The organism is Corynebacterium sp. FDAARGOS 1242, from assembly GCF_016889985.1.
GTDB classification, from domain to species: domain Bacteria; phylum Actinomycetota; class Actinomycetes; order Mycobacteriales; family Mycobacteriaceae; genus Corynebacterium; species Corynebacterium minutissimum_B.
The window spans coordinates 1,573,416-1,597,376 of sequence record NZ_CP069568.1 but is presented as its reverse complement, the minus strand read 5'-3'; the positions used below and the strand labels follow the sequence as shown (position 1 = coordinate 1,597,376).

The window sequence follows — 23,961 nt, the reverse complement described above, 5'->3', positions numbered from 1 at the left end:
TATGGATCAACGCAACAATCCATCGACAGCGTATCTGGAGGCGATGGAGGAGGGCGTCGCCAAGCGCGTGGCGTCTGCAGCACCACCGGAAAAACAGGGAGAGGACTACCCAGGCCAAGCGAAGCTCTGGGATGTGGTGGCCGCTCGCGCCGAGGCGCTGCGGGAGAAGGCCGCGCACATCGTCGCGGACCTGCACGCTCACCCTGAAACGGCCTTCGAAGAACATCGCTCCATGGCGGTGCTCGCGGACCTCGTTGAAGAGCATGGCTTCTCTACGCGCCGCGGGGTCTACGGTGTGGAGACCACGTTCGAAGCTTCCTGGCAGAGTGCAGATTTCGACCCTGAACGGCATCCCACTGTGGCCATCCTTGCGGAATACGATGCTCTGCCCCAGATTGGGCACGCGTGCGGGCATAACGTCATCGCCGCAGCGGGCGTTACTGGATTCTTGGCGGCTACTGCCGTGCTGGACGACGCCCCTCCCATGTCCGGCCGCATCCTCCTCCAGGGGACTCCAGCGGAGGAAGGCCATTCCGGCAAGGAATACATGATCCGCGGCGGCAGCCTCGAATGGGTCGATGCCGCGGTGATGATCCATGGCTTTGGCTATGACATCGGTGCGCATGCCTGGGTGGGCCGCCGCATTCTGCACGTTATTTATCGCGGCGTGGCCGCGCACGCCAGCTCCCAACCCTTCATGGGGCGCAACGCCCTTGATGCTGCGAGCCTGGCCTACCAGGGGATTGGACTGATGCGGCAGCAAATGCCGCCCTCGGATCGCGTGCACGCCATCATGGGCGGTGGCGATCGGCCTTCCATCATTCCGAGCGAGGCGGATATGACTATTTACGTGCGCTCGTTAGGGACGCGCACACTCATGGATCTGTCCGCCAGGGTGGAAGACATCGTCCGGGGCGCTGCACTCATGGCCGGTGTCGAGGTGGAAGTCGACTGGGATGAGCACCCGATGACCCTGCCCGTGCGCAACAACGCGGCGCTGGTGGAGCGGTGGTCGGCCACGCAGGCGCGCCGCGGACGCACCGCACTGCCCGCTGGGACAGTGCCGGATACGGTGGCTGCCTCGACTGACTTTGGCAATGTCTCTCACCTCGTGCCCGGTCTGCATCCGATGGTGAAGGTATCGCCAACTGACGTGGCTCTCCACACGGAGGACTTTGCGCGCTGGGCGGCTACTCCGCAAGCGGTGGATGCGGCCGTCGACTCGGCGGCGGGATTAGCGCAGGTAGCGCTAGATTTTTTGGCGGATAAAGAGTTCCGCCGGGCGGCGCGAGAGGAGTTCGATAGGCAAGGGCCTGTGGCGGTTAGCGATCTGCTTGCAGAGAAGGGGGAGGGCTAAGCGTAAATAATTTGTTCTAAAGGCATGTCATGGGCTATCGCGCGGCGGTCTGCTACCCCCGTCATGAATTAGGAAACATAAGCGTGCTTGAAAGGTAAACCTTACTTGGGTTAGGTTAGGCGCTGTATTTATTTGCCAACTGTGGTTAGCCACACCTAATATGCAAGGAAGCTATGTTTAACCTTTCTCGCCGTGCCTCGCGCACGACCGCCGCCAAAGTTGCCGCCACTCTCTCGGTCGCAGCGCTTGCTCTCACCGGCTGCTCCTCCAGCCAGTCTGAGGAGACCGCTGAGCCGACCGAATCCGCGGCGGCAGGCACCTCCACCATCACCCTGGAGGATAACTTCGGCTCGAAGGAAGTTACCCTCCCGGTGGAGAACCCTGCGGTGACGGATAACCGCGCCTTCTCTATCCTGGCGCAATGGGATATTGACCTTGCTGCCGCACCGCTGACGCTGGTGCCGAAGTCCTTGCGTGATACTTACAACAAGGACACGGTCGAGGTTGACTTGGGCACCCATAAGGAACCGGACCTTGAAGGTCTGGTAGCTGCAGAGCCGGACGTCGTGTGGAATGGCCAGCGCTTCGAGCAGCACCAAGAGGATATTGAGAAGCTGCTTGAGGATGTCCCGGTGCTTGACTTCGAGCCGCGCGATGACGAAGACTTTTTCGACGAGCTCAAGCGCCACACTGAAGCCCTGGGCCAGGTTTTCGGCCACGAAGAGGACGCCGCGAAGCTCATTGAGGACTTCGACGCCGCTGCTGAGCGTGCTAAGAAGGCCTACAACCCAGAGCAGAAGGTCATGGCTGTGAACACCTCCGGCGGTGAAATCGGCTACATCGCTCCCGGTATCGGGCGCGTGTATGGCCCGGTCTTTGAGCTGCTTGGCCTGACCCCGGCCCTGGAAGTGTCCAACGCCTCCGATGACCACGAGGGTGACGATATCTCCGTTGAGGCCATTGCCGAGTCCAACCCGGATTGGATCCTCGTTATGGACCGTGACTCCGCTATCTCCAAGGAAGGCCAGGATGTCACCCCGGGCGAGAAGCTGGTCAAGGACAACGCGGCGCTCAAGAACGTTACCGCTGTGAAGGAAGGCAACGTTTACGTGGCGCCGAATGACACCTACATTGATGAGTCCATCATTACCTACACCGAGATCTTGAACGCGCTTGCCGACGCCTTCGAGAAGGCCAACGCCTAAACAACTCTCTCGGCAGTCAAGGAGGAGACTAAGCCGTGACGGTGAAGAGCAGCGCTGCGGCCGAGCACTCAGCTGTCAGTCCGCGTAACTCCCGCGGACCTGTGCTGACCTGGAAGCTAGGCCTCGGCGTGCTCGGCGTCATCGCGCTGCTCCTCCTTTCCCTCATGGTGGGGGAGTACAGCATCCTCGATAATGAGGACGGCTGGTCCATGTTCTTCACCACCCGCATACCGCGAACCGTGGCGCTCGTCTTGGCGGGCGCCGCGATGGCGATGAGCGGCTTGGTGATGCAGCTGCTGACCCAGAACCGATTCGTGGAACCCACGACGACAGGAACCACCGAGTGGGCAGGATTGGGTCTGCTCTTTTCGCTTATCCTTTTCCCGCACTCATCCGTGCTGGTGAAGATGGTCATTTCGGTTTTCTTTGCATTCGTGGGAACCATGGTTTTCTTCGCGTTTCTGCGTCGCGTAGCGCTGCGCTCCTCACTCATTGTGCCGATTATCGGCATTATGTTGGGAGCTGTCGTTAGCGCAGTGTCTTCCTACGTGGCGCTAGCGACGGATACCTTGCAGCAGCTCGGAATCTGGTTCATGGGATCCTTTACCTCTGTCTATGAGGGGCAATACGAGGTCCTGTGGATCGTGCTGTTGGTTTTGGTGGCGGTATATTTCTACGCTGACAAGCTCACCGTCGCAGGTTTGGGGGAGGACATTGCCACCAATATCGGTCTGAAATACCAGCGGATGATCCTGGTGGGAACCGGGCTTATCGCGGTGGCGACGGGTGTTGTCACCGTCGTCGTTGGTTCCCTGCCGTTCCTTGGGCTCATCGTTCCCAACGCAGTGAGCATGTTGCGCGGTGATGACTTGCGATCTAATCTCCCGTGGGTCTGCCTGCTCGGCATCGCCACGGTGACCTTGTGTGACCTCATTGGCCGCACTATTATCTCCCCGTTTGAGATGCCCGTATCAGTCATCCTGGGTGTTGTCGGTGCTTTCGTATTCGTCGTCTTGATCGTGAGGTCGACCAAGTGAGTGTAAGTATCTCTATCCCTGCGACGAAGAAACCTGTGCAAACGTCACGTGCCCGGCGAAACGTGGGTAGCTTCCAGTCTGCTGCTGCGGCGCGAAAGTACTGGATTCTCCTGGGGGTACTGGTTGTCGCCGGTCTGGCTTTCGCCTTTGGACTTTTGGCCTATGACAACCCCATGGAGTTTGGCACCCGCAAATGGTGGCTCATTGCGCGCCGCCGCGCTGATGCAGTGACCGCCATGGCGATTGTTGCGGTGTGCCAGGCAGTAGCCACCGTGGCCTTCCATACGGTGACCAATAACCGCATCTTGACGCCCTCCATCATGGGCTTTGAGTCCCTTTATGTGGCGATTAATACTGCCACCATTTTCTTCCTGGGCGCTGCTGGGTTGACGCAATCCCGCAACGTGGGCATGTTCCTTGTTCAACTCGTACTCATGGTAGGGCTGTCGCTGATTCTGTACTCGTGGCTGCTCACCAGCCGCCGCAACAATATGCATGCGATGTTGCTGGTGGGCATCATCATCGGCGGTGGTTTGGGCTCGTTGTCTACCTTTATGCAGCGCATGCTCACGCCGAGTGAGTTCGACGTGCTCACCGCGCGTCTCTTTGGCTCAGTCAATAACGCCGAAACTGAGTACTATCCCATTGCTATTCCGCTCGTTATTGCGGTCACGGCGTTGATGTTCTTTAACTCGCGCCGCCTCAACGTGCTGGCCCTAGGCCGTGATGCCGCCACGAATTTGGGCGTGAACCACAAGATCAATGCCATCTATACGTTGATTTTGGTCTCCATTCTTATGGCGACGAGCACCGCGCTCGTTGGGCCCATGACCTTCCTCGGCTTCCTCGTGGCCACCTTGGCCTACCAGGCAGCGGAGACCTACGACCACCGCTATCTCTTCCCGATGGCCATGGCCACCGCCTTTGCTGTGCTCACCTGTGCCTACTTCCTCATGCAGCACGTCTTCTATGCCCAGGGCGTGGTGTCCATCATCATTGAGCTGGTGGGTGGCAGCGTCTTCCTCTTTGTCGTTCTGCGAAAGGGCAAGCTGTGATCAAGCTTTCCAAGGTCTCGAAGGCCTATTCCGGCGAGACCACCATCGGCCCCGTCGATCTGGAGATCCCCACCGGAGGTATCACCGCTCTTATCGGGCCGAACGGTGCGGGCAAGTCCACGATGCTCACCATGATTGGCAGGCTTCTCGACGCCGATGAGGGCACCATTGAGGTCGCCGGTTACGACGTCTCCTCCACAAAGTCTGAGGATTTGGCCAAGATCCTGTCTATCCTGCGCCAAGAGAATCACTTCATTACCAAGCTCACCGTGCGCCAGCTCGTCAGCTTCGGTCGCTTCCCCTATTCCAAGGGCCGCCTGACAGCCGAGGACGAAGACATAGTCTCGCGCTACATTGACTTCTTCCACCTTGGTGAACTGGAAAACCGCTACCTCGATGAACTTTCCGGTGGTCAGCGTCAGCGCGCATACGTGGCAATGGTGCTGTGCCAGGAGACGGACTACGTGCTTCTCGACGAACCCCTCAACAACCTCGACATCTCCCATTCCGTCGAGATGATGAAACATCTACGCAGGGCCGCCAAGGAATTTGGCCGCACCATCATCATTGTTTTGCACGACATCAACTTCGCTGCACGCTACGCCGACTACATTTGCGCCGCTAAGGACGGCAACATCGTGGCCTTCGGCGGGCCAGATGAGATTATGCGGGATGACATCCTCACCCCGATCTTCGAAACGCCTATCACAGTGATCGATGGTCCGGATGGGCTTTTAGCCTGTTACCACTAGAAAGTCCGAAAACTCATCGCCTGGAGTGCTGTGAAAAATGCGCACTAGCCAGGCGATTTGTTGTTTGTTGGGGGTGTGCGTATATTAATTCGAGTCGCCGCGAGGTAGCCGTTTGGTTAACTGGTGGTAGATGTTGGGACAATGTTTGTTCGGCGGGTTTGACTTTGGTTGGGCTTGTTGGGTAATGTTGTTCGGGCCGCTTGCGAGAGGTTAACGTTTGGTTAATTTTCTTGTGGTGTGCGGATGATGTGTGAGAACTCAATAGTGTGCCAATGTACTTTTTTGTGTTGGTTGATTGTAATCATTGTTGGCCGTGATGCATTGTATGTGTGTTGCGGTTGGTGTATGCCGGATGGCGCTTTTTCAAGCGGCGTCATTGTAAATAACAGTAAGTTGTTTGGGCGTATTGATGAAATCTTCTGACTAGGCCAGCCCTTCTTTTTGTGCCCCGTCGGGTTGGGGGTTGGTTGAAGTTTTTTTCTTTATGTAATTTTTGGATTTGCCAGTTCAGGCAGCATCGTTGTGGTGTTGTTTGTGTTGGTTTGTCTTTTTTGTCTAGGTTTGGGCTTTTCACGGCCTTTTTGTGGAGAGTTTGATCCTGGCTCAGGACGAACGCTGGCGGCGTGCTTAACACATGCAAGTCGAACGGAAAGGCCAGTGCTTGCACTGGTGCTCGAGTGGCGAACGGGTGAGTAACACGTGGGTGATCTGCCTTGCACTCTGGGATAAGCTTGGGAAACTGGGTCTAATACCGGATAGGAACCGTCTTTAGTGTGGTGGTTGGAAAGTTTTTCGGTGCAAGATGAGCTCGCGGCCTATCAGCTTGTTGGTGGGGTAATGGCCTACCAAGGCGTCGACGGGTAGCCGGCCTGAGAGGGTGTACGGCCACATTGGGACTGAGATACGGCCCAGACTCCTACGGGAGGCAGCAGTGGGGAATATTGCACAATGGGCGGAAGCCTGATGCAGCGACGCCGCGTGGGGGATGACGGCCTTCGGGTTGTAAACTCCTTTCGACAGGGACGAAGCGCAAGTGACGGTACCTGTATAAGAAGCACCGGCTAACTACGTGCCAGCAGCCGCGGTAATACGTAGGGTGCGAGCGTTGTCCGGAATTACTGGGCGTAAAGAGCTCGTAGGTGGTTTGTCGCGTCGTCTGTGAAATTCCGGGGCTTAACTCCGGGCGTGCAGGCGATACGGGCATAACTTGAGTGCTGTAGGGGAGACTGGAATTCCTGGTGTAGCGGTGAAATGCGCAGATATCAGGAGGAACACCGATGGCGAAGGCAGGTCTCTGGGCAGTTACTGACGCTGAGGAGCGAAAGCATGGGTAGCGAACAGGATTAGATACCCTGGTAGTCCATGCCGTAAACGGTGGGCGCTAGGTGTAGGGGGCTTCCACGTCTTCTGTGCCGTAGCTAACGCATTAAGCGCCCCGCCTGGGGAGTACGGCCGCAAGGCTAAAACTCAAAGGAATTGACGGGGGCCCGCACAAGCGGCGGAGCATGTGGATTAATTCGATGCAACGCGAAGAACCTTACCTGGGCTTGACATACACCAGATCGCTGCAGAGATGTAGTTTCCCTTGTGGTTGGTGTACAGGTGGTGCATGGTTGTCGTCAGCTCGTGTCGTGAGATGTTGGGTTAAGTCCCGCAACGAGCGCAACCCTTGTCTTATGTTGCCAGCATTTGGTTGGGGACTCATGAGAGACTGCCGGGGTTAACTCGGAGGAAGGTGGGGATGACGTCAAATCATCATGCCCCTTATGTCCAGGGCTTCACACATGCTACAATGGTCGGTACAACGCGCAGCGACACTGTGAGGTGGAGCGAATCGCTGAAAGCCGGTCTTAGTTCGGATTGGGGTCTGCAACTCGACCCCATGAAGTCGGAGTCGCTAGTAATCGTAGATCAGCAATGCTGCGGTGAATACGTTCCCGGGCCTTGTACACACCGCCCGTCACGTCATGAAAGTTGGTAACACCCGAAGCCAGTGGCTCAAACTTGTTAGGGAGCTGTCTAAGGTGGGATCGGCGATTGGGACGAAGTCGTAACAAGGTACCCGTACCGGAAGGTGCGGGTGGATCACCTCCTTTCTAAGGAGCATTAATTAAGACACCAGTTGGTGTTGATAGCACATGGGTTTGTTTCATGTGTGTGGTGGTTGAGTAAACAAAAGTTTTGCTGCCACCGTGTTTGAATCGGGTGGAGATACACCTTAACCAAGCTTTTTAATCTTCCAACACGTAATTTTTGTTGAAGTACTTTGGTGCATTGTTGGGTGTCTGGGGCATTATCCCCTGGATGTCAACCCATGCTGGTAGCACACTGTCGATGGCTTTTGCTTGGTGGTTGTGTTGTTGGTGTGGGGTGTTGTGTGAGAACTGTATAGTGGACGCGAGCATTAAACCATGTGCTTGCCATCTTTTTTTGTTGGTGGTGGGTGTCATGGTTTGTGTGATTTCTGTTCTTTTGTGTTTTGTGTAGTTCACGCCGACATGCGTTTGTGTGTTGGTTGTGTGTTCGTTATTTAGGGCGCATGGTGGATGCCTTGGCATGCTGAGCCGATGAAGGACGTGTAAGGCTGCGTTAAGCCTCGGGGAGTTGTCAATAAAGCGTTGATCCGAGGATGTCCGAATGGGGAAACCTGGCACCTGTTATGGGGTGTTACCCTTCAGTGAATTCATAGCTGTTGTGGGGGTTTACGCGGGGAAGTGAAACATCTCAGTACCCGTAGGAGGAGAAAATAAAATATGATTCTGCTAGTAGTGGCGAACGAACGTGGATGAGGCTAAACCGTGTGCATGTGATACTTGGTAGGGGTTGTGTGTGCGGTGTTGTGGGCCCCAATGTGAATCAGCTACCACTGGTTTGCTTGTGTGTTGTTGTTAGGTGAAGTGGTGTGGAAACGCCCGCCAAAGAGGGTGATAGTCCCGTAGTTGAAGGCTTCAATGCATGGGTTGTTGGGTTGCCCGAGTAGCAGCGGGCTCGTGGAATCTGCTGTGAATCTGCCGGGACCACCCGGTAAGCCTAAATACTTAGTGTGACCGATAGTGTATTTAGTACCGTGAGGGAATGGTGAAAAGTACCCCGGGAGGGGAGTGAAATAGTTCCTGAAACCATGTGCTTACAATCCGTCAGAGCACCGTGTGTGTGATGGCGTGCCTTTTGAAGAATGAGCCTGCGAGTCAGCGGCATGTCGCGAGGTTAACCCGTGTGGGGTAGCCGTAGGGAAACCGAATCCTAATGTGGTGTTTAGTGGCATGTCCTGGACCCGAAGCGGGGTGATCTACCCATGGCCAGTGTGAAGCAATTGTAAGAGGTTGTGGAGGCGCGAACCCACGTAGGTTGAAAACTGCGGGGATGAGCTGTGGGTAGGGGTGAAAGGCCAATCAAACTCCGTGATAGCTGGTTCTCCCCGAAATGCATTTAGGTGCAGCGTCGCATGAGCTTGGTGGAGGTAGAGCTACTGGTTGGTTGAGCGGGACTACAATCTTAGCAATGTCAGCCAAACTCCGAATGCCATCAATTGTGTTGTGCGGCAGTGAGACTGTGGGGGATAAGCTTCATAGTCGAGAGGGAAACAGCCCAGATCGCCGGTTAAGGCCCCTAAGGGTGTGCTAAGTGGAAAAGGATGTGGGATCGCGAAGACAGCCAGGAGGTTGGCTTAGAAGCAGCCATCCTTGAAAGAGTGCGTAATAGCTCACTGGTCGAGTGGTCCTGCGCCGACAATGTAGTGGGGCTCAAGCACACCGCCGAAGCCGCGGCAATACTTTGTATTGGGTAGGGGAGCGTCGTGCACGTGTGGAAGCGTTACCGTAAGGAGGCGTGGAGTGTGTGCGAGTGAGAATGCAGGCATGAGTAACGAATTGGAAGGTGAGAATCCTTCCCGCCGGATGACTAAGGGTTCCTGGGTCAAGTTCGTCTTCCCAGGGTGAGTCGGGACCTAAGGCGAGGCCGACAGGCGTAGTCGATGGACAACCAGTTGATATTCTGGTACCCGTATATCCGCGCCCATGATAAAGCACTGATACTAACCACCGCGGAAATAATTGATGCACTCTTTGAGTGCGTTGGTTGTTGATGTCGTGGGGCCTGAAGTGTGGTTCAAGCAATGGGGTGACACAGTGTAGTAGCCATGCCGCTTAGTGGATTGTTGGTGTAAGCGTGTGAGGTGGTGTGTAGGCAAATCCGCACACCGTAGAACCTGAGGCGTGATGCGTAGCCCAATTGGGGTGAAGTTGGTGATCTAGTACTGTCGAGAAAAGCCTCTAGCGATGTGGATGTATGGCCCGTACCCTAAACCGACACAGGTGGTCAGGTTGAAAATACTAAGGCGTTCGGGTGAACTGTGGTTAAGGAACTCGGCAAAATGCCCCCGTAACTTCGGAAGAAGGGGGACCACACGACTTAAGCCAACCTTGCGTTGGTGGTGGGTTGTGGGGTCGCAGAGAATAGAGGGAAGCGACTGTTTATCAAAAACACAGGTCCATGCGAAGACGTGAAGTTGATGTATATGGACTGACGCCTGCCCGGTGCTGGAAGGTTAAGAGGACCGGTTAGTAGTCTTTTGGCTGCGAAGCTGAGAATTTAAGCCCCAGTAAACGGCGGTGGTAACTATAACCATCCTAAGGTAGCGAAATTCCTTGTCGGGTAAGTTCCGACCTGCACGAATGGCGTAACGACTTCTCTGCTGTCTCAACCACAGGCCCGGTGAAATTGCACTACGAGTAAAGATGCTCGTTACGCGCGGCAGGACGAAAAGACCCCGGGACCTTCACTATAGCTTGGTATTGGTGTTCGGTTCGGTTTGTGTAGGATAGGTGGGAGACTTTGAAGCGTGCACGCCAGTGTGTGTGGAGTCGTTGTTGAAATACCACTCTGATCGGATTGGATATCTAACCTTGGCCCATGATCTGGGTTGGGGACAGTGCCTGGTGGGTAGTTTAACTGGGGCGGTTGCCTCCCAAAATGTAACGGAGGCGCCCAAAGGTTCCCTCAGCCTGGTTGGCAATCAGGTATCGAGTGTAAGTGCACAAGGGAGCTTGACTGTGAGACAGACATGTCGAACAGGGACGAAAGTCGGGACTAGTGATCCGGCACCTACTTGTGGATGTGGTGTCGCTCAACGGATAAAAGGTACCCCGGGGATAACAGGCTGATCTTCCCCAAGAGTCCATATCGACGGGATGGTTTGGCACCTCGATGTCGGCTCGTCGCATCCTGGGGCTGGAGTAGGTCCCAAGGGTTGGGCTGTTCGCCCATTAAAGCGGCACGCGAGCTGGGTTCAGAACGTCGTGAGACAGTTCGGTCTCTATCCGCCGCGCGCGTTGAAACTTGAAGAAGGCTGTCCCTAGTACGAGAGGACCGGGACGGACGTACCTCTAGTGTGCCAGTTGTTCCGCCAGGAGCATCGCTGGTTGGCTACGTACGGAAGGGATAACCGCTGAAAGCATCTAAGCGGGAAGCCTGTTTTAAGATGAGGTTTCATTTGAGGTCCCCTACAGACGATGGGGTTGATAGGCCAGACCTGGAAGCACCGCAAGGTGTGAAGGCTACTGGTACTAATAGACCAAAACAAACACACCAAACCCAACCAGGGTATTGGAGAACAAACAAACACCAAGACAAAAAATCACTGTTGCTCGCGTCCACTACACAGTATCTGACACAACACCAGCAACCAGAGTATGCTCTAAGTGTTTGTCGGTGGCCTATAGCAGCAGGGAAACGCCCGGACCCATTCCGAACCCGGAAGCTAAGCCTGCTAACGCTGATGGTACTGCAACCGGGAGGTTGTGGGAGAGTAAGAAACCGCCGACACCAAACAACAACAAACAACTCAATACACAACAAGGGGTCCTAGACAACGCCATGTCTAGGACCCCTTTCTTTTTTGTTTTCACCAGCATCATCGGGTCAAGGGTCAAAATGTGTGTTTGGTTCGGCGTGTCGCTGGGGCTAGATTTGGCCTTTTCGGACGCCGATTGAATGGGTGTAGTTGGTGTCGATAGCGTTGTCGTAGAGGGCTGGTCGTCCTGTTTCGTGGTCGGCTTGGTTCTCGTTGTGGGTCAGGGTTTGTACTTTGGCGAGTTGGTCCTGGCCCCATTTGGACTGTCTGGCGATTTCTACGGGGTCGTCGGGCAGTTCTGTTTTTTAGATACAGCCACCACTCCAGCATTCGTCGTTGGTGTTCTCCGCGTCTTGCGCGGTGTGTGCGTGCTAGTAGTTTCAGCTGGGAGTTGATTCCGCCTTCAAGGCTGTTGGTGGTGGCCTTGATCCGGTGTGCGTCAAGGACTCCATCGGGTGGGTTGAGGTAGACAAACAGCAGGTTGCTGCGCCAGAGGCGGTTGAGGCTGTTGTAGGCTGACCCCAATCTGAGTGTTCCCGATACTGCCCAGGAGCAGCGAGCCCATATAACTACTTGTTCAAGCCGGTTAGAATCCAAGCACTACCCGGATTATCCAGAGAAAAGCTGAGAGCAACTGTCGTTGACTCCATGATTAAAGAAGACGGACTTGATGGAGAACACAGATCGAGAGCCTGTCGAGAGAACCTCACCCATTGTTCGCTGTCGCCCTTTCCTCTAAGAAAGAGGAAGTTTTCGTGATCGGAGAAGCCGTGTTCTGGAACAGGGGGATCATCAGCCATAAGTGTTTCTTTGACTGTTTGATACGGAGTGTATGGGCACACGAGCGAAAACTCAGTCCACTCTGGTCCGTAGAGTTCCTCCAGTGTGATGGACTCAGTAACGGGGAATGCATGTCCCGATCGTCCTAGGGACGCGAGATGAGAAGCCAATGGGTCATCAAAACTACAAGAGGAGAGTGATAGGGAGACAATACTAGTGAACCCTATCCGTGCCATCATGCGTCTCATTAACATAACCGCCTTCTCGTGCCTATCCTAGGAAAGTGTAGATAGCAGTCCAATGTTAGCCCAGAGGGCGCACTGGTTCAGAGCAGAAGCTTCGTCGCCACTACTTGCGAAAGCAAATCCAAGAAATCGACCTTGGGCATTGTTATACAGGTCCATGCTGGTCTCATCCGCTGGCCCCTGAGCGACAGTTTCGTGGTTAGTAGCAATGCGTTCAGCTGCATCTGCACCGATTCTCATCGTCATCAGGGCATTCCACGAGCAGTGCCGAAAAGCATCGCCCTTTCCATTGTGGAGTGATGTGGCGCCAGGAAACCGGTTCTGCGCTTCCATACTCGCGGTTGTGGCTGCCTGATTGGCGATGCCGCATGATATTACATCGACCAGCGCGATGCAGGACAGCATTTCAAGGCCCTGGATATATATCCGGTAGGGGTCCGACTGGGCGGTCGCAAAAGGCGCTACCTGAGGATTGATGTCAGTGACCCTGGCACGTTCAACTGCAGCAATGATTGCGCGTTGTTCATTAGCTGACAGGGATGCGAAGTAACCGTACGGGTCGGCGGACTCGTTCATCACCTTGATCTCGTCTTGAACATTCATGATGTCCTCATCTGTGACATCACTGGTGTCTACGCGAATTTCAGCGTCTAAGTCAATTGTTGATGCGGGCAAGGGGGTAAGATTCCCCAGGTTTTGGGCAGCAGCACTTGGTGAAATGATTAAACCAAATGCGAGCTAGCGCAACACCCACCCAAAAGCCCCGGCACACCACCACCAGCAGGTCTGCACTTCCACGTCTGGCCAGATAGAAGCACAGCGAAAGCCCGCAAAGGGGACCAGGCTGGATACCAAGTGCCCACTAAGCAAAGGCCAGGCCCGTTCCGTTGACGGGAGTTATCGCTGCCGGACTGAATCGGTCCTACGCGGGCAGAGTCCTGGGATACTTCGTCACAGTCATTGGACGCTTCTCTGAAGGAATGACAAAACAGCCGCAGTGCTTAGGCACTGGGCGTATCGTTCGTGAGACGCCGGACTGCTTCGCGGATGACCTCGGGGCGCTTGCAAAAGGCGAAGCGTACTTTGTTCTTCCACGGCTCAGGATTGTCCGTGAAGGCGGCCAGCGGGATGGCGGCAACTCCCTTGGTTTCTGGTAGCTGCATGCAAAAGTCCACGCCGGTCATGCCGGTGGGGGAGACGTCGGCGACGACGTAATAGGTCCCGCCGGTGTCGTGGACGTGGAACCCTAGCTGTTCAAGACCTTCCACCAGGATGGTGCGGCATTCTGCGAGCTCAGACACCATGCCGTCCAGCCATTCTCGTTCGTAGCGCAGAGCGTGCGCTACGGCCGGCTGAAACGGCGTGGTGGAGACGAAGGTGGTGAATTGCTTGGCTTTGATGATGCCGTCGAGAAGCTTAGGTTCCGCAATGGCCCAGCCGGTCTTCCATCCAGTGCAGTTGAAGGATTTGGCCGCAGAAGACACCGTAACGGTGCGCGAGCTCATGCCCGGCAGGGAGGCGATGCTGACGTGCTCTGCGTTGCCGAAGGTGAGGTTCTCGTAGACTTCATCGGCCAAGACGATGAGGTCCTTCTCCACGCAGAGCTCGGCGAGCTCGGTAAGTGCTTCGCGGGAGAAGACTGAGCCGGTTGGGTTGTGCGGGGTATTGATGATGACCATGGCGGTCTTGTCCGTGATAGCGGCACGTACTGCAGCAACGTCTATGTCCCAGCTGTTGCCGGAGGCTTTGAGGGGGACGGGGATCCGGGTGGCGTCGGCAAGCGCGACGGCGGCGATGTAGGCATCGTAGTAGGGCTCAAGGATGATGACTTCCTGGCCCGGCTCCACGAGGCCCAGCACCGTGGCTGTGATGGCTTCGGTAGCTCCTGCGGTGATCACGACGTGGTCCTGAGGTACGGAGTAGGTCTCCGCGATGGCAGAGACAAGCTCCGGTACTCCGCGCAGGGGAGCGTACTGATTGTTGCCGCTCGCAATGTTCTCCTGGGCAATCTCCAGCATGCGCTGCGGGCCATCACTATCGGGGAAACCTTGGCCCAAATTCACCGCGTCATTCTCCACGGCAAGTGCGGTCATGGTGGCGAAGATAGTCTCGCCGAATTCTTGCAGCCTGTGAACTGTCATTTAGAGCACCAGAAGATCGTACTTTGTAGCTTTCACATCGGTTAGACGCTTACGGGCGCGCTCGAGGCGCTGCCACTGATCCTCCGGAATGGACTTGCGGGCAATCGTCACGGTCTCCGCGTCCGGGGTGCCCCAGGCAATGGGCATCGGAGTAATCTGCTGCCAGTGTTCTTTGTCGCTGGAGCTGCGCTGGCCAGAGACCGCGGCAACCGGCACCTTCGTGCCGACCGTGCGCTTGATGCCGGGAATGTTGCTGACGGTACGCAGACAAGCGCCCCAGCGCGGGGGGAGTTTGGGATCGACGTTGGTGTTTACCAAGGCGAGAAGAACCATGTCACGCTCATTGACCTCTGCTACCACCGCGGGTGCGAGAGGGTAGGAGTCATAGAGCTTTTGCGCCGAACCGATCTGACGGGAGGCCAGCACACCAATAACGGCGCAGAAAATACCGAAGAGTACCATGCCCAAGCCTACGGTGATGCGCCAGGTGGCATCAATCCCGAAGTACAGCGCAATGCCTCCAATGATGAGCAGCAGTCCCATAACCAGACCGGAATTGCGCAGGCGCGAAGAATCGCGCAGGAGCTCGTTGTTCTGCTTGGCAAAGTCCTCGTGGACATCAAACTTGAAGATCTTCATTTGGCTACAAGTCTACTGCGTCCACCAGCCGGTAGGCATAGCCTTGCTCCGCTAAAAAGCGCTGGCGGTGCATCGCGTACTCCGCATCGAGTGATTCACGGGCCACGAGTGTGTAAAACGTCGCTTCCTGGCCATCCTTTTTGGGGCGCAGCAGGCGGCCCAGGCGTTGGGCCTCTTCCTGCCGGGAGCCGAAGGTTCCTGAGACCTGGATGGCCAGGGCTGCTTCGGGCAGGTCGATGGAGAAGTTCGCTACCTTGGAGACGACGAGCGTGGTGAGTTCGCCCTCGCGAAACTGTTGGAAGAGTTTTTCACGTTTGGCGGTCGAAGTCTTGCCATCGATGACGGGCGCGCCTAAGTGCTGGCCCAGCTCCTCAAGCTGGTCCACGTAGGCGCCGATGATGAGTGCCTGTTGGCCTTCATGTTTCTTCAGCAGTGTGTCCACAGCGTGGAGCTTTGCGCTTGCCGACGCCGCAATTCTGTACCTATCCCGCGACTCTGCTGTGGCATAGAGCATGCGCGCTTCCTGCGTCATGTCCACGCGCACCTCAACGCAGTCTGCGGTGGCGATATAGCCGGCGGATTCCAATTCCTTCCACGGTGCGTCATAGCGTTTGGGTCCGATGAGGGAAAAGACATCACCTTCGCGGCCGTCCTCGCGCACGAGGGTAGCGGTCAAACCTAGGCGGCGGCGCGATTGGAGGTCGGAGGTCATGCGGAAGACAGGGGCCGGGAGCAGGTGGACTTCGTCGTAGATAATGAGGCCCCAGTCGTGAGAATCGAAGAGCTCAAGTGCTCGGTATTCGCCTTTGGTCTTGCGGGTAACCACCTGGTAGGTGGCGATGGTAATAGGTTTGATTTCTTTCTTCTCGCCGGAATACTCACCGATCTCATTCGGGGTGAGACTGGTACGGCGCAGCAGCTCATCGCGCCACTGGCGCCCAGCCACGGTGTTGGTGACGAGGATGAGGGTGGTGGCCTGGGCCTTGGCCATGGCGGCTGCGCCGACGATGGTTTTGCCCGCACCGCACGGCAGAACCACGATGCCGGAGCCGCCGGCCCAGAAGGACTCGGCGGCGTACTGCTGATAATCGCGAAGCTGCCAGTCCACTTCCTCCGTGCTCAGAGCTATGGGATGGGATTCGCCATCGACGTAGCCGGCGCGGTCATCTGCCGGCCACTTGGCTTTGAGAAGCTCTTGTTTTAACCGACCGCGCGCAGAAGGCGGCACGGCGATGGAGTTGTCATCGATGCGTTGGCCCAAAAGCTCGCCCACCTTCTTGTGGCGCGTGAGCTCTTCCAGAATAGCGGGTTCGTCCGATTCGAGGATGAGGCCGTAGGCCGGGTGGGCAAGCAGCCGGACGCGGCCGTAACGTGACATGGTCTCGGCGACGTCGATAAGCAGTGCCTGCGGGACTGGGAAACGGGAGAAGTTCTCCAATACATCGACAACTTGCTCCGCATCATGGCCGGCGGCGCGCGCATTCCACAAGGCCAGCGGGGTAATCCGGTAGGTGTGGATGTGTTCTGGCGCGCGCTCCAGCTCAGCAAAAGGCGCAAGCGCTGCTCGGGCCTGACTGGCCTGCGGGTGATCGACCTCCAGCAGGACTGTCTTATCCGACTGAACAATGAGCGGTCCGGACATAGTGTGGGAACGAGTCCTTTCTGGTCGGTTTTAATCGTCGCTGGCGAAGCGGACGGTGGAAATGCGGTGCACGGGGAATCGCACGGGCTTGCCCTCGGCGCCGAGGGCATCGATGTAGCCGCCTTCGACGGACAGCGGCTTCACCGTGACGGTACGGATGCTGCCGCCCTTATCGGCATAGGAAATCACGATATCAGCGTGGAAACGCGCGGCCGCACGGGCCAATGTGAGGGGATCCGGTTCTTCCTCGTCCTTCGGGGCAGGGCTCTGCGCGGACTTTTTCAACGTCTGCACGGCCTGGTCCACCGAGAACGGTTCGTGCGCGCGTGTCTGCTTGCGCGGCGTAGGCAGAAGGTAGGGTTCCGGGGCAGCAGTAAGCGAGGCGCCGGATTCATCCTCTGGGGAGGGAGAAAGGCCCTTGTTGCGGAGCTTCTCTAGCAGCTCGCCGACGCGCAGCTGCGAGACCGCCACGGTGGGCGCGAGCAGGCGCAGCCCCGGAACGGAGGCAACGGCGAGCTCGAGCAGCGCCGGGTCCTCGCTGCGTAGGTAGGACAGAGCAGGCCCGCTGCGGAGTGTGCCGTGGCGCTTGGCGACGTCCCCGATGGCGAACTGAAGCGCCTGTGGCACGCCCGTGGGCGAATGCTGCTTGAGGAAGTCCGTCATTTCTTCTGCGGTAAGTCCATGGTCCATGCCGCGCCGAATGGTGGATTCGCTGATGCGGTACACGCTGGCCAGACCTGGCGATTCGAGGTCCGCCAACGAGGCCAGTGTGCGGTGCGTGGCGGGTTCTAGCGGCCCCGGTACGAGAACGGTGAGATCTTGCTGGATGATGAACTCGGAGATGGTATCGGGGACGAGGTGGGCGGCGGTGGAGGCGTCGAGAAGCACCTGCGTAGCCTTGCCCAGAGCGACCGCACCAATCCATTCGGCCTCGGCGCGCAGCTTCTCAATGGTGCGGTTGCGGGTATGGCTGGCAAAAAGCGGGGAGCGGAAACGCAGGTCTTCCCAGAATTCCTCCTCGGTGAGTGCGACACCGGAGTGAGCATAGACGTCGAGGACGAATTTTCGGAAATGGCGCAGGCGGCGCACGTGGGTATCTTCCTCCAGCGCGCGGGTGCCTTCCCAGCTCGCCCAAGGTGAATCGCGCCAGGCCTCCAACAGAATGCGCCATTTCTCCCCAAGGCCGGCCTCGAGCCAATCCTGGGAGCCGGTGGTGGGCGCCAGAAAATGACCCTCGAGGCCGTCTGGCTCGCCGCGGTAGAGCAGCCGCGCGTGATAGCCCAGACCGATAAGCTGCGCGACGTCCTCTTTATCTAGGTCTAGCTCCTTCGCCAGCTGGGTAAGCGAGCGCACTCCTACGGAGGAGTCCTTGAGAAGGGATACTGGATGTGCTCCGAGAATCTCGATGAGCTGCTCCATGTTACGCACCACCCCCAGGCCGGCGGCTGCTCCGGCCTCATCCGCCTTTGAATCCGGCTCCGGGGTGCCGGCGCGTCCTGACGGCGTGGTGGGAATAGGTGGGGTGGCGTCTCCTGCCAGTGCACGGGCAAGTGCGCGCGGAAGGCGCACTGAGTGCGTATTGATGCGCTCGAGAAAGCCCTTGGCTAAGAGCCGCTTGGTGGGGTCATCAGAGTTGATATCCGGCTCAGTGTCAGTGGTGTATCCCACGCCCTCGCCGGCGGCCAAGGTCTCAAGGAGGCGGCGCTCGTCCTTGCTGAGCGCTTCGATGTCCTCTGCTTCGAAGCTTTCTTGGTTGAGCAGCGACCAGCCGGTAGGAAGCGAGCCCATCACTGCGGTGACGATGCGTACCTGCGGGGCATTGCCGAAGACCAGCCCGAGCTCTTTGAGCTGCTGCGTGACAATCGGATTGGTGTCCTCCACCATGCCCACCTCGCCGCCGCGCTGTGCAATGTCCTCCAAGGCCGCGAGCTGTTCTGCGTTGCTCGCGGACAGTGCATCCACCACGTACATGGGCAGCGTTAGACGGGTGGCCAATGTATCGAAATTCTCCGGCGTCGGTGCCACGACATCGCTGCGGCGCGCCAACAGCGCCCGCAGGTCCTCCTCGGGCAGCTGGCTGAGCCACTCGCGGTAGCTGTCGGTGATGCGGGCACGGCTTTTAGGAGAGGTCATGATGGACCCCAAGCTTAGTGCTTCGATGAACGGCAAGACGGGACCGGTCTGAGGCTCCGGAGAGCACTGCACCGATGTGGACGTTGATTGAGGCGCTAGCAGGCCATTGTGATTGTGCAGTAATTCTTGTACGGTTATTGTGCAAGAATTGCTGCACAATCTCTGGAGGCTTGATGTCACCTCGCGTTTACCGCCATCCGAGTACCGACGAAATCACTTTGGTTGGGGTGTTTGCCGCCTTGAGTGACCCGACGCGGCTGGAAATGATCCGACGGCTGGCAGACGGGGAGGAACATGACAGTCTGGAGCTGGCGGACGATCTGCCCCGGTCGACGCTGACGTATCACACACGCATGTTGCGGGAGGCAGGGGTGACGTGGACTCGGAGTGCGGGTCGCGCGTGTTTGATCCGGTTGCGGCGAGAAGACCTGGACCAGCTATTTCCGGGAGTGCTTGCAACGGCAATCGCCAACGCAGATTGCGGGGTGGATAAGCCATGATGCATCGGCTATGGCCATTCGTGCTAGGTAGCGTAGCGCTCGGCCTGGATGCATACGTTGTAGCGGGTCTCCTGCCTTTCATCGCAGAATCTCTTGATGCTAAGGAAGCCACGGTCGGACTGGGTGTTGCGGCTTTCACGGGCTCCTACGCGATCGTGGGGCCCTTACTGGCAGGACGAGCTGGGCAGAAGTCACGGGGCAGCCTTCTCGCTTCCTTGCTGGTATTTACTGTGGCGAACTTGGCTACGGCGCTTTCGCCTACAGTGGGGTTCTTTCTGGTCGCTCGTGTGGTGGCTGGCGCAGCAGCAGGTGTTTACTCGCCGCTGTCGTCCGCAGTCGCCGCCGAACTCGCGGGACAGGAACGTCGAGGGCGCGCTGTGGCGCTGGTGCTTGCCGGATTGGCGGTCGGCACCGTGTTCGGAGTCCCTGTCGGTTTGGCGCTGGCGCAGCGATGCGGCTGGCGCGCCGCGATGTTGTTGATCGTGGTCATCGGTGGTGCAGCGCTGGCAGGCATCGCGCTGCGTGGCGGGGAATTGCCAGCAATTCCAGCCTCAGTCCCCGCTGAACGGCTGCGGTCCATAACGCGTCCAAAAAATCTACTTACAGTCACCGTGACTCTACTGACAGGCGTCGCTTCTCTGGGTCTCTACACCTACCTGGCTGTCGTACTTTCCGCGGGAAGTCTCGCATCGCACCAGAACATGGCGATTTGGATGTGGGGTCTCGGCGGGGCGGTTGGGGCATTAGGAATCGGGTGGCTCGTGGACAGGTGTGACCCCCTTCGCTTGAGTGCTGTCATTCTTGCTGCCCTTGCATGTGCACTTGCCGGTATGACCCAAAGTGAGATTCCAGGAATACTGGTGGTTAGTTTGTTCATTTGGGGGTTGTGTGGTTGGGCGTCTCTCGCGCCTCAGCAGCATGTGCTGCTTCAGGCGAATCCCACCGATGGTGCTACGGCTGTGGCTGCGAATGCTTCGGCCAACTACCTGGGCTCAGCACTGGGGGCGACCATCGGTTCACTGTTAGTCGCTGCGCATGTGGCGCCGACTGTTCTGTGTGGTTCCGCCTCGGCCGTAGCCGTACTTGCATTGCTCTGCCAGCTTGCTCGACAGCGCATGGGTTTCAAGGCGTAGATATATGCATCTCAACGCCGTGGGGCGGAGGCTGATTCGAGCGATCAAGCAGTTCAACGCTTACGGTGTCACGGTCGGGGCTCGGTTTCGGGGGCCGATGAAAGCGTTGCAACGAGAGTCATTTCTTTATGGGGGAGGGGTGGGGCACTCGTTGCCCCGTTGAGTTACATTTTGCCGCGGGGTTTGGAATAATGAGAGGCATGTCGAACGAGAACAAGGGCCACATTTCCCCGGCTTGGCCTAAGAACAGCCCCCGCGAGCACGCCATTACTGAGATCTCCGCACCGTTTGCTGGCGCATCCAGCCCGTTTGGTGACGATCTGATTCTGCCGATGCCGGCAGAGAAGCTGAACTACGTTCACCCGTACACCCGCATTAACCGCTAAGCGGGCGCGCGGGTGCTACGCACCCCGGCATATGATGTGGCCGCGCTTTACGCGGCCTAGTAAGCCCCTCCGAGAATGTTCTCCTCGGTGGGGCTATACGTGTTTGTACTGAAAGTGTGCGGCGAAAGCGATTGTGCCGCACCTAAACAGCACGGGCTTGGGCCTTAAAACCGTCGAGCAACGTATCGATAAGGCTGACCTGGAGCTTCGAAAAGTACCCTGCGTCTATCGGCGCGCCGGGCAGTGGGCGGGTGATGAGGCCGATGCCGATGTGGAGTTCGAGTGGGGTGAGCGACTCGGGGTAGAGTTGTGCGCGTTGAGCGGGCTCGAGAATGGACTGGTAAATCGACTCAAGTTCTGTGGTGCGATGGGTGACGATCTTCTGCACGTCTTCGTCTGAGAACGTGGCCGCATTCACCTCGGCTGCCGCTGCCTGAACAACCGCAGCGAAGTTAAGGTTGGCGATGCGATGAATGGTGTCGCGCCACGTGCCCTCTGGGTTTTCGTCAAAGCTCTGTAGGTGGCTGTCAATTTCTTCCTTGATTCGTGCTACTTCGGCGCTACTGACAGCGTCAATGAGGGAAAGCCGTTCGGGGAAGTGGCGTGAGACTGTGGCGACGCCCACGCCGGCCTTCTTGGCGATTGCGCGCATGGACATGCCTGGTCCTTCGCTAATGAGCAGTTGCCGCATTGCGGCAACAATGGCTTGCTTGTTTTCTGTTGCATCTTGTCTCACAAATTGCATCATAGCAAATGGAACACTATGCTCCACTTTGTAAGTGAAACACTGTGATCCATTTTGGAGGGTGGAGAATGCCAAACGCGATACCTCAGGAAAAGAAAAAGCCGTCTGCTGTTGCGAAGTCGATTGCAGCGATCGTTGGAATTCCCATTGTCATTGGTCTTATGCTGTGGGCATTCCTAGCGCCAACCTTCGCTTCGGGGCCCGCAGGCGTTCCAATTGCGCTGTCTGCGCCGGAACCCATGCAGGACAGCATTGTGCAGAAAATTGAAGAAGGGGCAGGTGAGGACGCCCCGGAAATCGTCGTCAAGCACGGCGAAGAAGAAGTACGTGATGCGGTTCTCAATCGTGAGGCTGTGGGAGGATTGGTCCTTGCGCCAGAGGGGGCGAAGGCGTTTACGGCCTCCGGAAATGGTGCCCCCTATGTAGCGCTTATCGACGGCATTGCGAGCCAGCTTGAGGCCCAAGGTATGTCCGTGGAAAAGGAAGATATCGCGCCCACGACTACTGATGACCCGCAAACCAGCGGAATTGCGCTGCTTGGACTGCCGTTGGCATTTGGTGGTGTCATTTCCGCTGTGATTGCGACCTTTGGGTTCCGTGGCAAGAAGTGGACAAAGCTGGGAGTCCTGTGTGGCATTGCAGTGCTGGGTGCGCTCGTCGCCACGTGGATGCTGCACTCGGTTTATGGAACTCTGGGCGGCAGCTTTGTTGCTGAGTGGGCGGCCATTGCATCGGGTATTCTTGCAACGTCCCTGTTTACCGCAGGGCTTGCAGGCCTCATCGGTGCCGCGGGTATTGGTATCGGAGCGATCCTGACCATCTTCCTGTCTAACCCTCTCTCCGGTCTGGCCACAGGACCGTGGCTCTTGCCGGCAGGGTGGTCGACGCTGGGGCAGTGGATGCCGATTGGCGCAACCGGCTTCCTCGTTCGATCACTGTCCTTCTTTGATGGCCAGGGAAGCGGCAGCGCATGGTGGGTACTCGCACTGTGGATTGTGGTCGGACTGGTGCTGTTGGTCTTTGACCGTTCCAAGTCGAAGCCTGTGGTTGCAGAGGTGGCTGAATAAACAAAGGAACACGAAAGGGGGCCGACCGGATAGTGTCCGGTCGGCCCCCTTCAGTGTCTGCGCTGTTGTGAGCGCTAAGTCTTTTTAGGACTCCTGGGCGGCGGCGATGATGCTCAGGAACTGTGCCAGCGGGTCGATGACGTGGCGATTTGCGGAGTAGAACGCATCGTAGTCGTGGCGGTTAGCCTTGTACTGCTCGGTGAAGGATGCCGGGATGGTCAGGCCGTACTGGGTAGCGGTGTCCTCAACCAGGGTGTAGAGGGCGTCAACGGCCAGCTCGTCGGTCGGCTGCTCCTCGGCAGCTTCCTTCACGACCTCCGGTGCGTCAGCCGGAGCCTTCGGTGCGGTCTCTTCCTTAGCCGGAGCCGGGGTTGCGGCCGGTGCCGGAGCAGCGCTGACGTTGCGCGGGGTCGGAGCGGAGTTCAGGCCCAGGCTTGCGGAGCACGCCGGCCATGCGCCCCAGCCCTGCTGTGCCAGGGTGCGCTCAGCAACAGCGATCTGCTGCTCGCGGGTGGCCAGGTTAGCGGTCGGAGCGAACTCGCCGCCGCCGTATGCCTGCCAGGTCTGAGCGTTGAACTGCAGGCCGCCGTGGTAGCCGTTGCCGGTGTTGATGGCCCAGTTGCCGCCGGACTCGCACTGTGCGAGGCGGTCCCAGTCAGAATCCGGGGCAGCGGCAGCGTTCGGAGCCATGATGGCTGCGGCGGCGCCCACTGCAACGGTGGAAGCGGCGAACTTGGTAGCGATGGACTTGTTCTTAGCGGAGTGGCGTCCCATTAAAGTATTCCTTCTCTAGGTTGTCTCTTGCTTTCTCGCGCCCAGATGATGCCCAGTCCGGCAAATGTTTATGTGAAAGATGTTCATTTTCATGCACATCATCGTTGGCCGCTGTGTGGAAGCCCGGACTGTGTCTGGGGCGAGACTTCCACGGCCGGCGGCCGAAGTGCCTGAGGGAAACAGTAGCGGTTTATAACGAATCAGTCACGTTAAATGACTCAAAACGGTAACAAGAGCCGTGATATAAGCCTGTTTCCCCAGCTCGCGCACTTAATGTTAGGTATGTCACACATGTAACGGGTGTGGTGGTTGGGTCGATACCTAACGTGGGTTTCTTCGGTGGGGGCGCTAAGGGTTAGAATGAGTCTCTTTATTAGTTCCACCGGACAGTTCCTGTGCGCGGCCTGACAAACCTCAACCGAGCTTCGCCGCGCCTCCTCACCCCGGAAGTTGAACGCTCATGGGCTACGTGCCCCCGGCAGCGCTTAAACTTCTATAGAGGAGAGACGGAAAGAAAGT

Annotated in this window: 16 protein-coding genes, 3 rRNA genes and 1 pseudogene; 12 read left to right on the top strand and 8 right to left on the bottom strand. The window is 57.5% G+C overall.

Going from position 1 to position 23,961, the window contains the following annotated elements; genetic code table 11:
- Position 1: 1 nt before the first annotated feature.
- From I6J72_RS07590 to rrf, 8 genes are all read left to right on the top strand, one after another.
- Positions 2-1,357, top strand: coding sequence for a M20 family metallopeptidase (locus I6J72_RS07590; protein ID WP_204098753.1), 1,356 nt, complete (start codon positions 2-4; stop codon positions 1,355-1,357).
- 173 nt (positions 1,358-1,530) lie between these two features.
- Entirely contained in the window at positions 1,531-2,562 is a 1,032-nt protein-coding gene (locus I6J72_RS07585; RefSeq protein ID WP_204098752.1) for a siderophore ABC transporter substrate-binding protein, read from the top strand.
- Between the two features lie 41 nt (positions 2,563-2,603).
- Positions 2,604-3,599 (top strand): iron chelate uptake ABC transporter family permease subunit, encoded by a 996-nt coding sequence (locus tag I6J72_RS07580; protein ID WP_370552167.1) that lies wholly within the window; start codon positions 2,604-2,606, stop codon positions 3,597-3,599.
- A gap of 35 nt (positions 3,600-3,634) precedes the next feature.
- Complete coding sequence (locus tag I6J72_RS07575) at positions 3,635-4,654, top strand: iron chelate uptake ABC transporter family permease subunit (protein ID WP_204098750.1); 1,020 nt, start codon at positions 3,635-3,637, stop codon at positions 4,652-4,654.
- The gene (locus I6J72_RS07570; protein ID WP_204098749.1) at positions 4,651-5,406 is read left to right on the top strand and encodes an ABC transporter ATP-binding protein; all 756 of its coding nucleotides are present in this window, start codon (positions 4,651-4,653) and stop codon (positions 5,404-5,406) included. Before I6J72_RS07575 ends, I6J72_RS07570 begins: the two co-directional genes overlap by 4 nt.
- A 580-nt stretch (positions 5,407-5,986) precedes the next feature.
- Positions 5,987-7,502 (top strand): 16S ribosomal RNA (locus I6J72_RS07565).
- Positions 7,503-7,925: 423 nt separating this feature from the next.
- Positions 7,926-10,993, top strand: a 23S ribosomal RNA gene (locus tag I6J72_RS07560).
- Between the two features lie 118 nt (positions 10,994-11,111).
- Positions 11,112-11,229 (top strand): 5S ribosomal RNA (gene rrf, locus I6J72_RS07555).
- Together the 16S, 23S and 5S rRNA genes form the textbook arrangement of a ribosomal RNA operon.
- 138 nt (positions 11,230-11,367) lie before the next feature.
- Here rrf and I6J72_RS07550 read toward each other — a convergent pair.
- From I6J72_RS07550 to I6J72_RS07525, 6 genes and pseudogenes are all read right to left on the bottom strand, one after another.
- Positions 11,368-11,785: pseudogene (locus tag I6J72_RS07550) on the bottom strand (IS256 family transposase); the annotation flags it as partial.
- A gap of 527 nt (positions 11,786-12,312) precedes the next feature.
- Positions 12,313-12,957 carry a hypothetical protein gene (locus tag I6J72_RS13145; protein WP_239107253.1) on the bottom strand — a complete coding sequence of 215 codons (645 nt, stop codon included), beginning with the start codon at positions 12,955-12,957 and terminating at the stop codon, positions 12,313-12,315.
- Between the two features lie 326 nt (positions 12,958-13,283).
- On the bottom strand, positions 13,284-14,423 hold the full coding sequence (locus I6J72_RS07540; RefSeq protein WP_204098748.1) for an aminotransferase class I/II-fold pyridoxal phosphate-dependent enzyme: 1,140 nt from the start codon (positions 14,421-14,423) through the stop codon (positions 13,284-13,286).
- Positions 14,424-15,062, bottom strand: a complete 639-nt coding sequence (locus I6J72_RS07535; protein WP_204098747.1) for a DUF3239 domain-containing protein — start codon at positions 15,060-15,062, stop codon at positions 14,424-14,426.
- Between the two features lie 4 nt (positions 15,063-15,066).
- Positions 15,067-16,704 carry a DNA repair helicase XPB gene (locus I6J72_RS07530; RefSeq protein ID WP_204098746.1) on the bottom strand — a complete coding sequence of 546 codons (1,638 nt, stop codon included), beginning with the start codon at positions 16,702-16,704 and terminating at the stop codon, positions 15,067-15,069.
- A gap of 30 nt (positions 16,705-16,734) precedes the next feature.
- Positions 16,735-18,837: a helicase-associated domain-containing protein gene (locus I6J72_RS07525; RefSeq protein WP_204098745.1), complete on the bottom strand. Its 2,103-nt coding sequence runs from the start codon at positions 18,835-18,837 to the stop codon at positions 16,735-16,737.
- Between the two features lie 74 nt (positions 18,838-18,911).
- Here I6J72_RS07525 and I6J72_RS13245 point away from each other — a divergent pair, with 74 nt between their 5' ends.
- The 3 genes from I6J72_RS13245 to I6J72_RS07510 all read left to right on the top strand — a co-directional run bounded on the left by I6J72_RS13245 (position 18,912) and on the right by I6J72_RS07510 (position 20,856).
- Positions 18,912-19,337: an ArsR/SmtB family transcription factor gene (locus I6J72_RS13245; RefSeq protein WP_370552135.1), complete on the top strand. Its 426-nt coding sequence runs from the start codon at positions 18,912-18,914 to the stop codon at positions 19,335-19,337.
- Positions 19,334-20,470 (top strand): MFS transporter, encoded by a 1,137-nt coding sequence (locus tag I6J72_RS07515; RefSeq protein ID WP_204098744.1) that lies wholly within the window; start codon positions 19,334-19,336, stop codon positions 20,468-20,470. Before I6J72_RS13245 ends, I6J72_RS07515 begins: the two co-directional genes overlap by 4 nt.
- Positions 20,471-20,670: 200 nt before the next feature.
- Complete coding sequence (locus tag I6J72_RS07510; RefSeq protein ID WP_042529958.1) at positions 20,671-20,856, top strand: hypothetical protein; 186 nt, start codon at positions 20,671-20,673, stop codon at positions 20,854-20,856.
- 142 nt (positions 20,857-20,998) lie between these two features.
- On the opposite strand, the gene I6J72_RS07505 is transcribed toward I6J72_RS07510, so the two are convergent.
- Positions 20,999-21,601: a TetR/AcrR family transcriptional regulator gene (locus tag I6J72_RS07505; protein ID WP_239107567.1), complete on the bottom strand. Its 603-nt coding sequence runs from the start codon at positions 21,599-21,601 to the stop codon at positions 20,999-21,001.
- 68 nt (positions 21,602-21,669) lie between these two features.
- Here I6J72_RS07505 and I6J72_RS07500 point away from each other — a divergent pair, with 68 nt between their 5' ends.
- Positions 21,670-22,668, top strand: a complete 999-nt coding sequence (locus tag I6J72_RS07500; RefSeq protein ID WP_204098742.1) for an ABC transporter permease — start codon at positions 21,670-21,672, stop codon at positions 22,666-22,668.
- Positions 22,669-22,752: 84 nt separating this feature from the next.
- Here I6J72_RS07500 and I6J72_RS07495 read toward each other — a convergent pair whose 3' ends face one another.
- The gene (locus I6J72_RS07495; protein WP_115021431.1) at positions 22,753-23,442 is read right to left on the bottom strand and encodes a resuscitation-promoting factor Rpf1 domain-containing protein; all 690 of its coding nucleotides are present in this window, start codon (positions 23,440-23,442) and stop codon (positions 22,753-22,755) included.
- Positions 23,443-23,961: the final 519 nt, after the last annotated feature.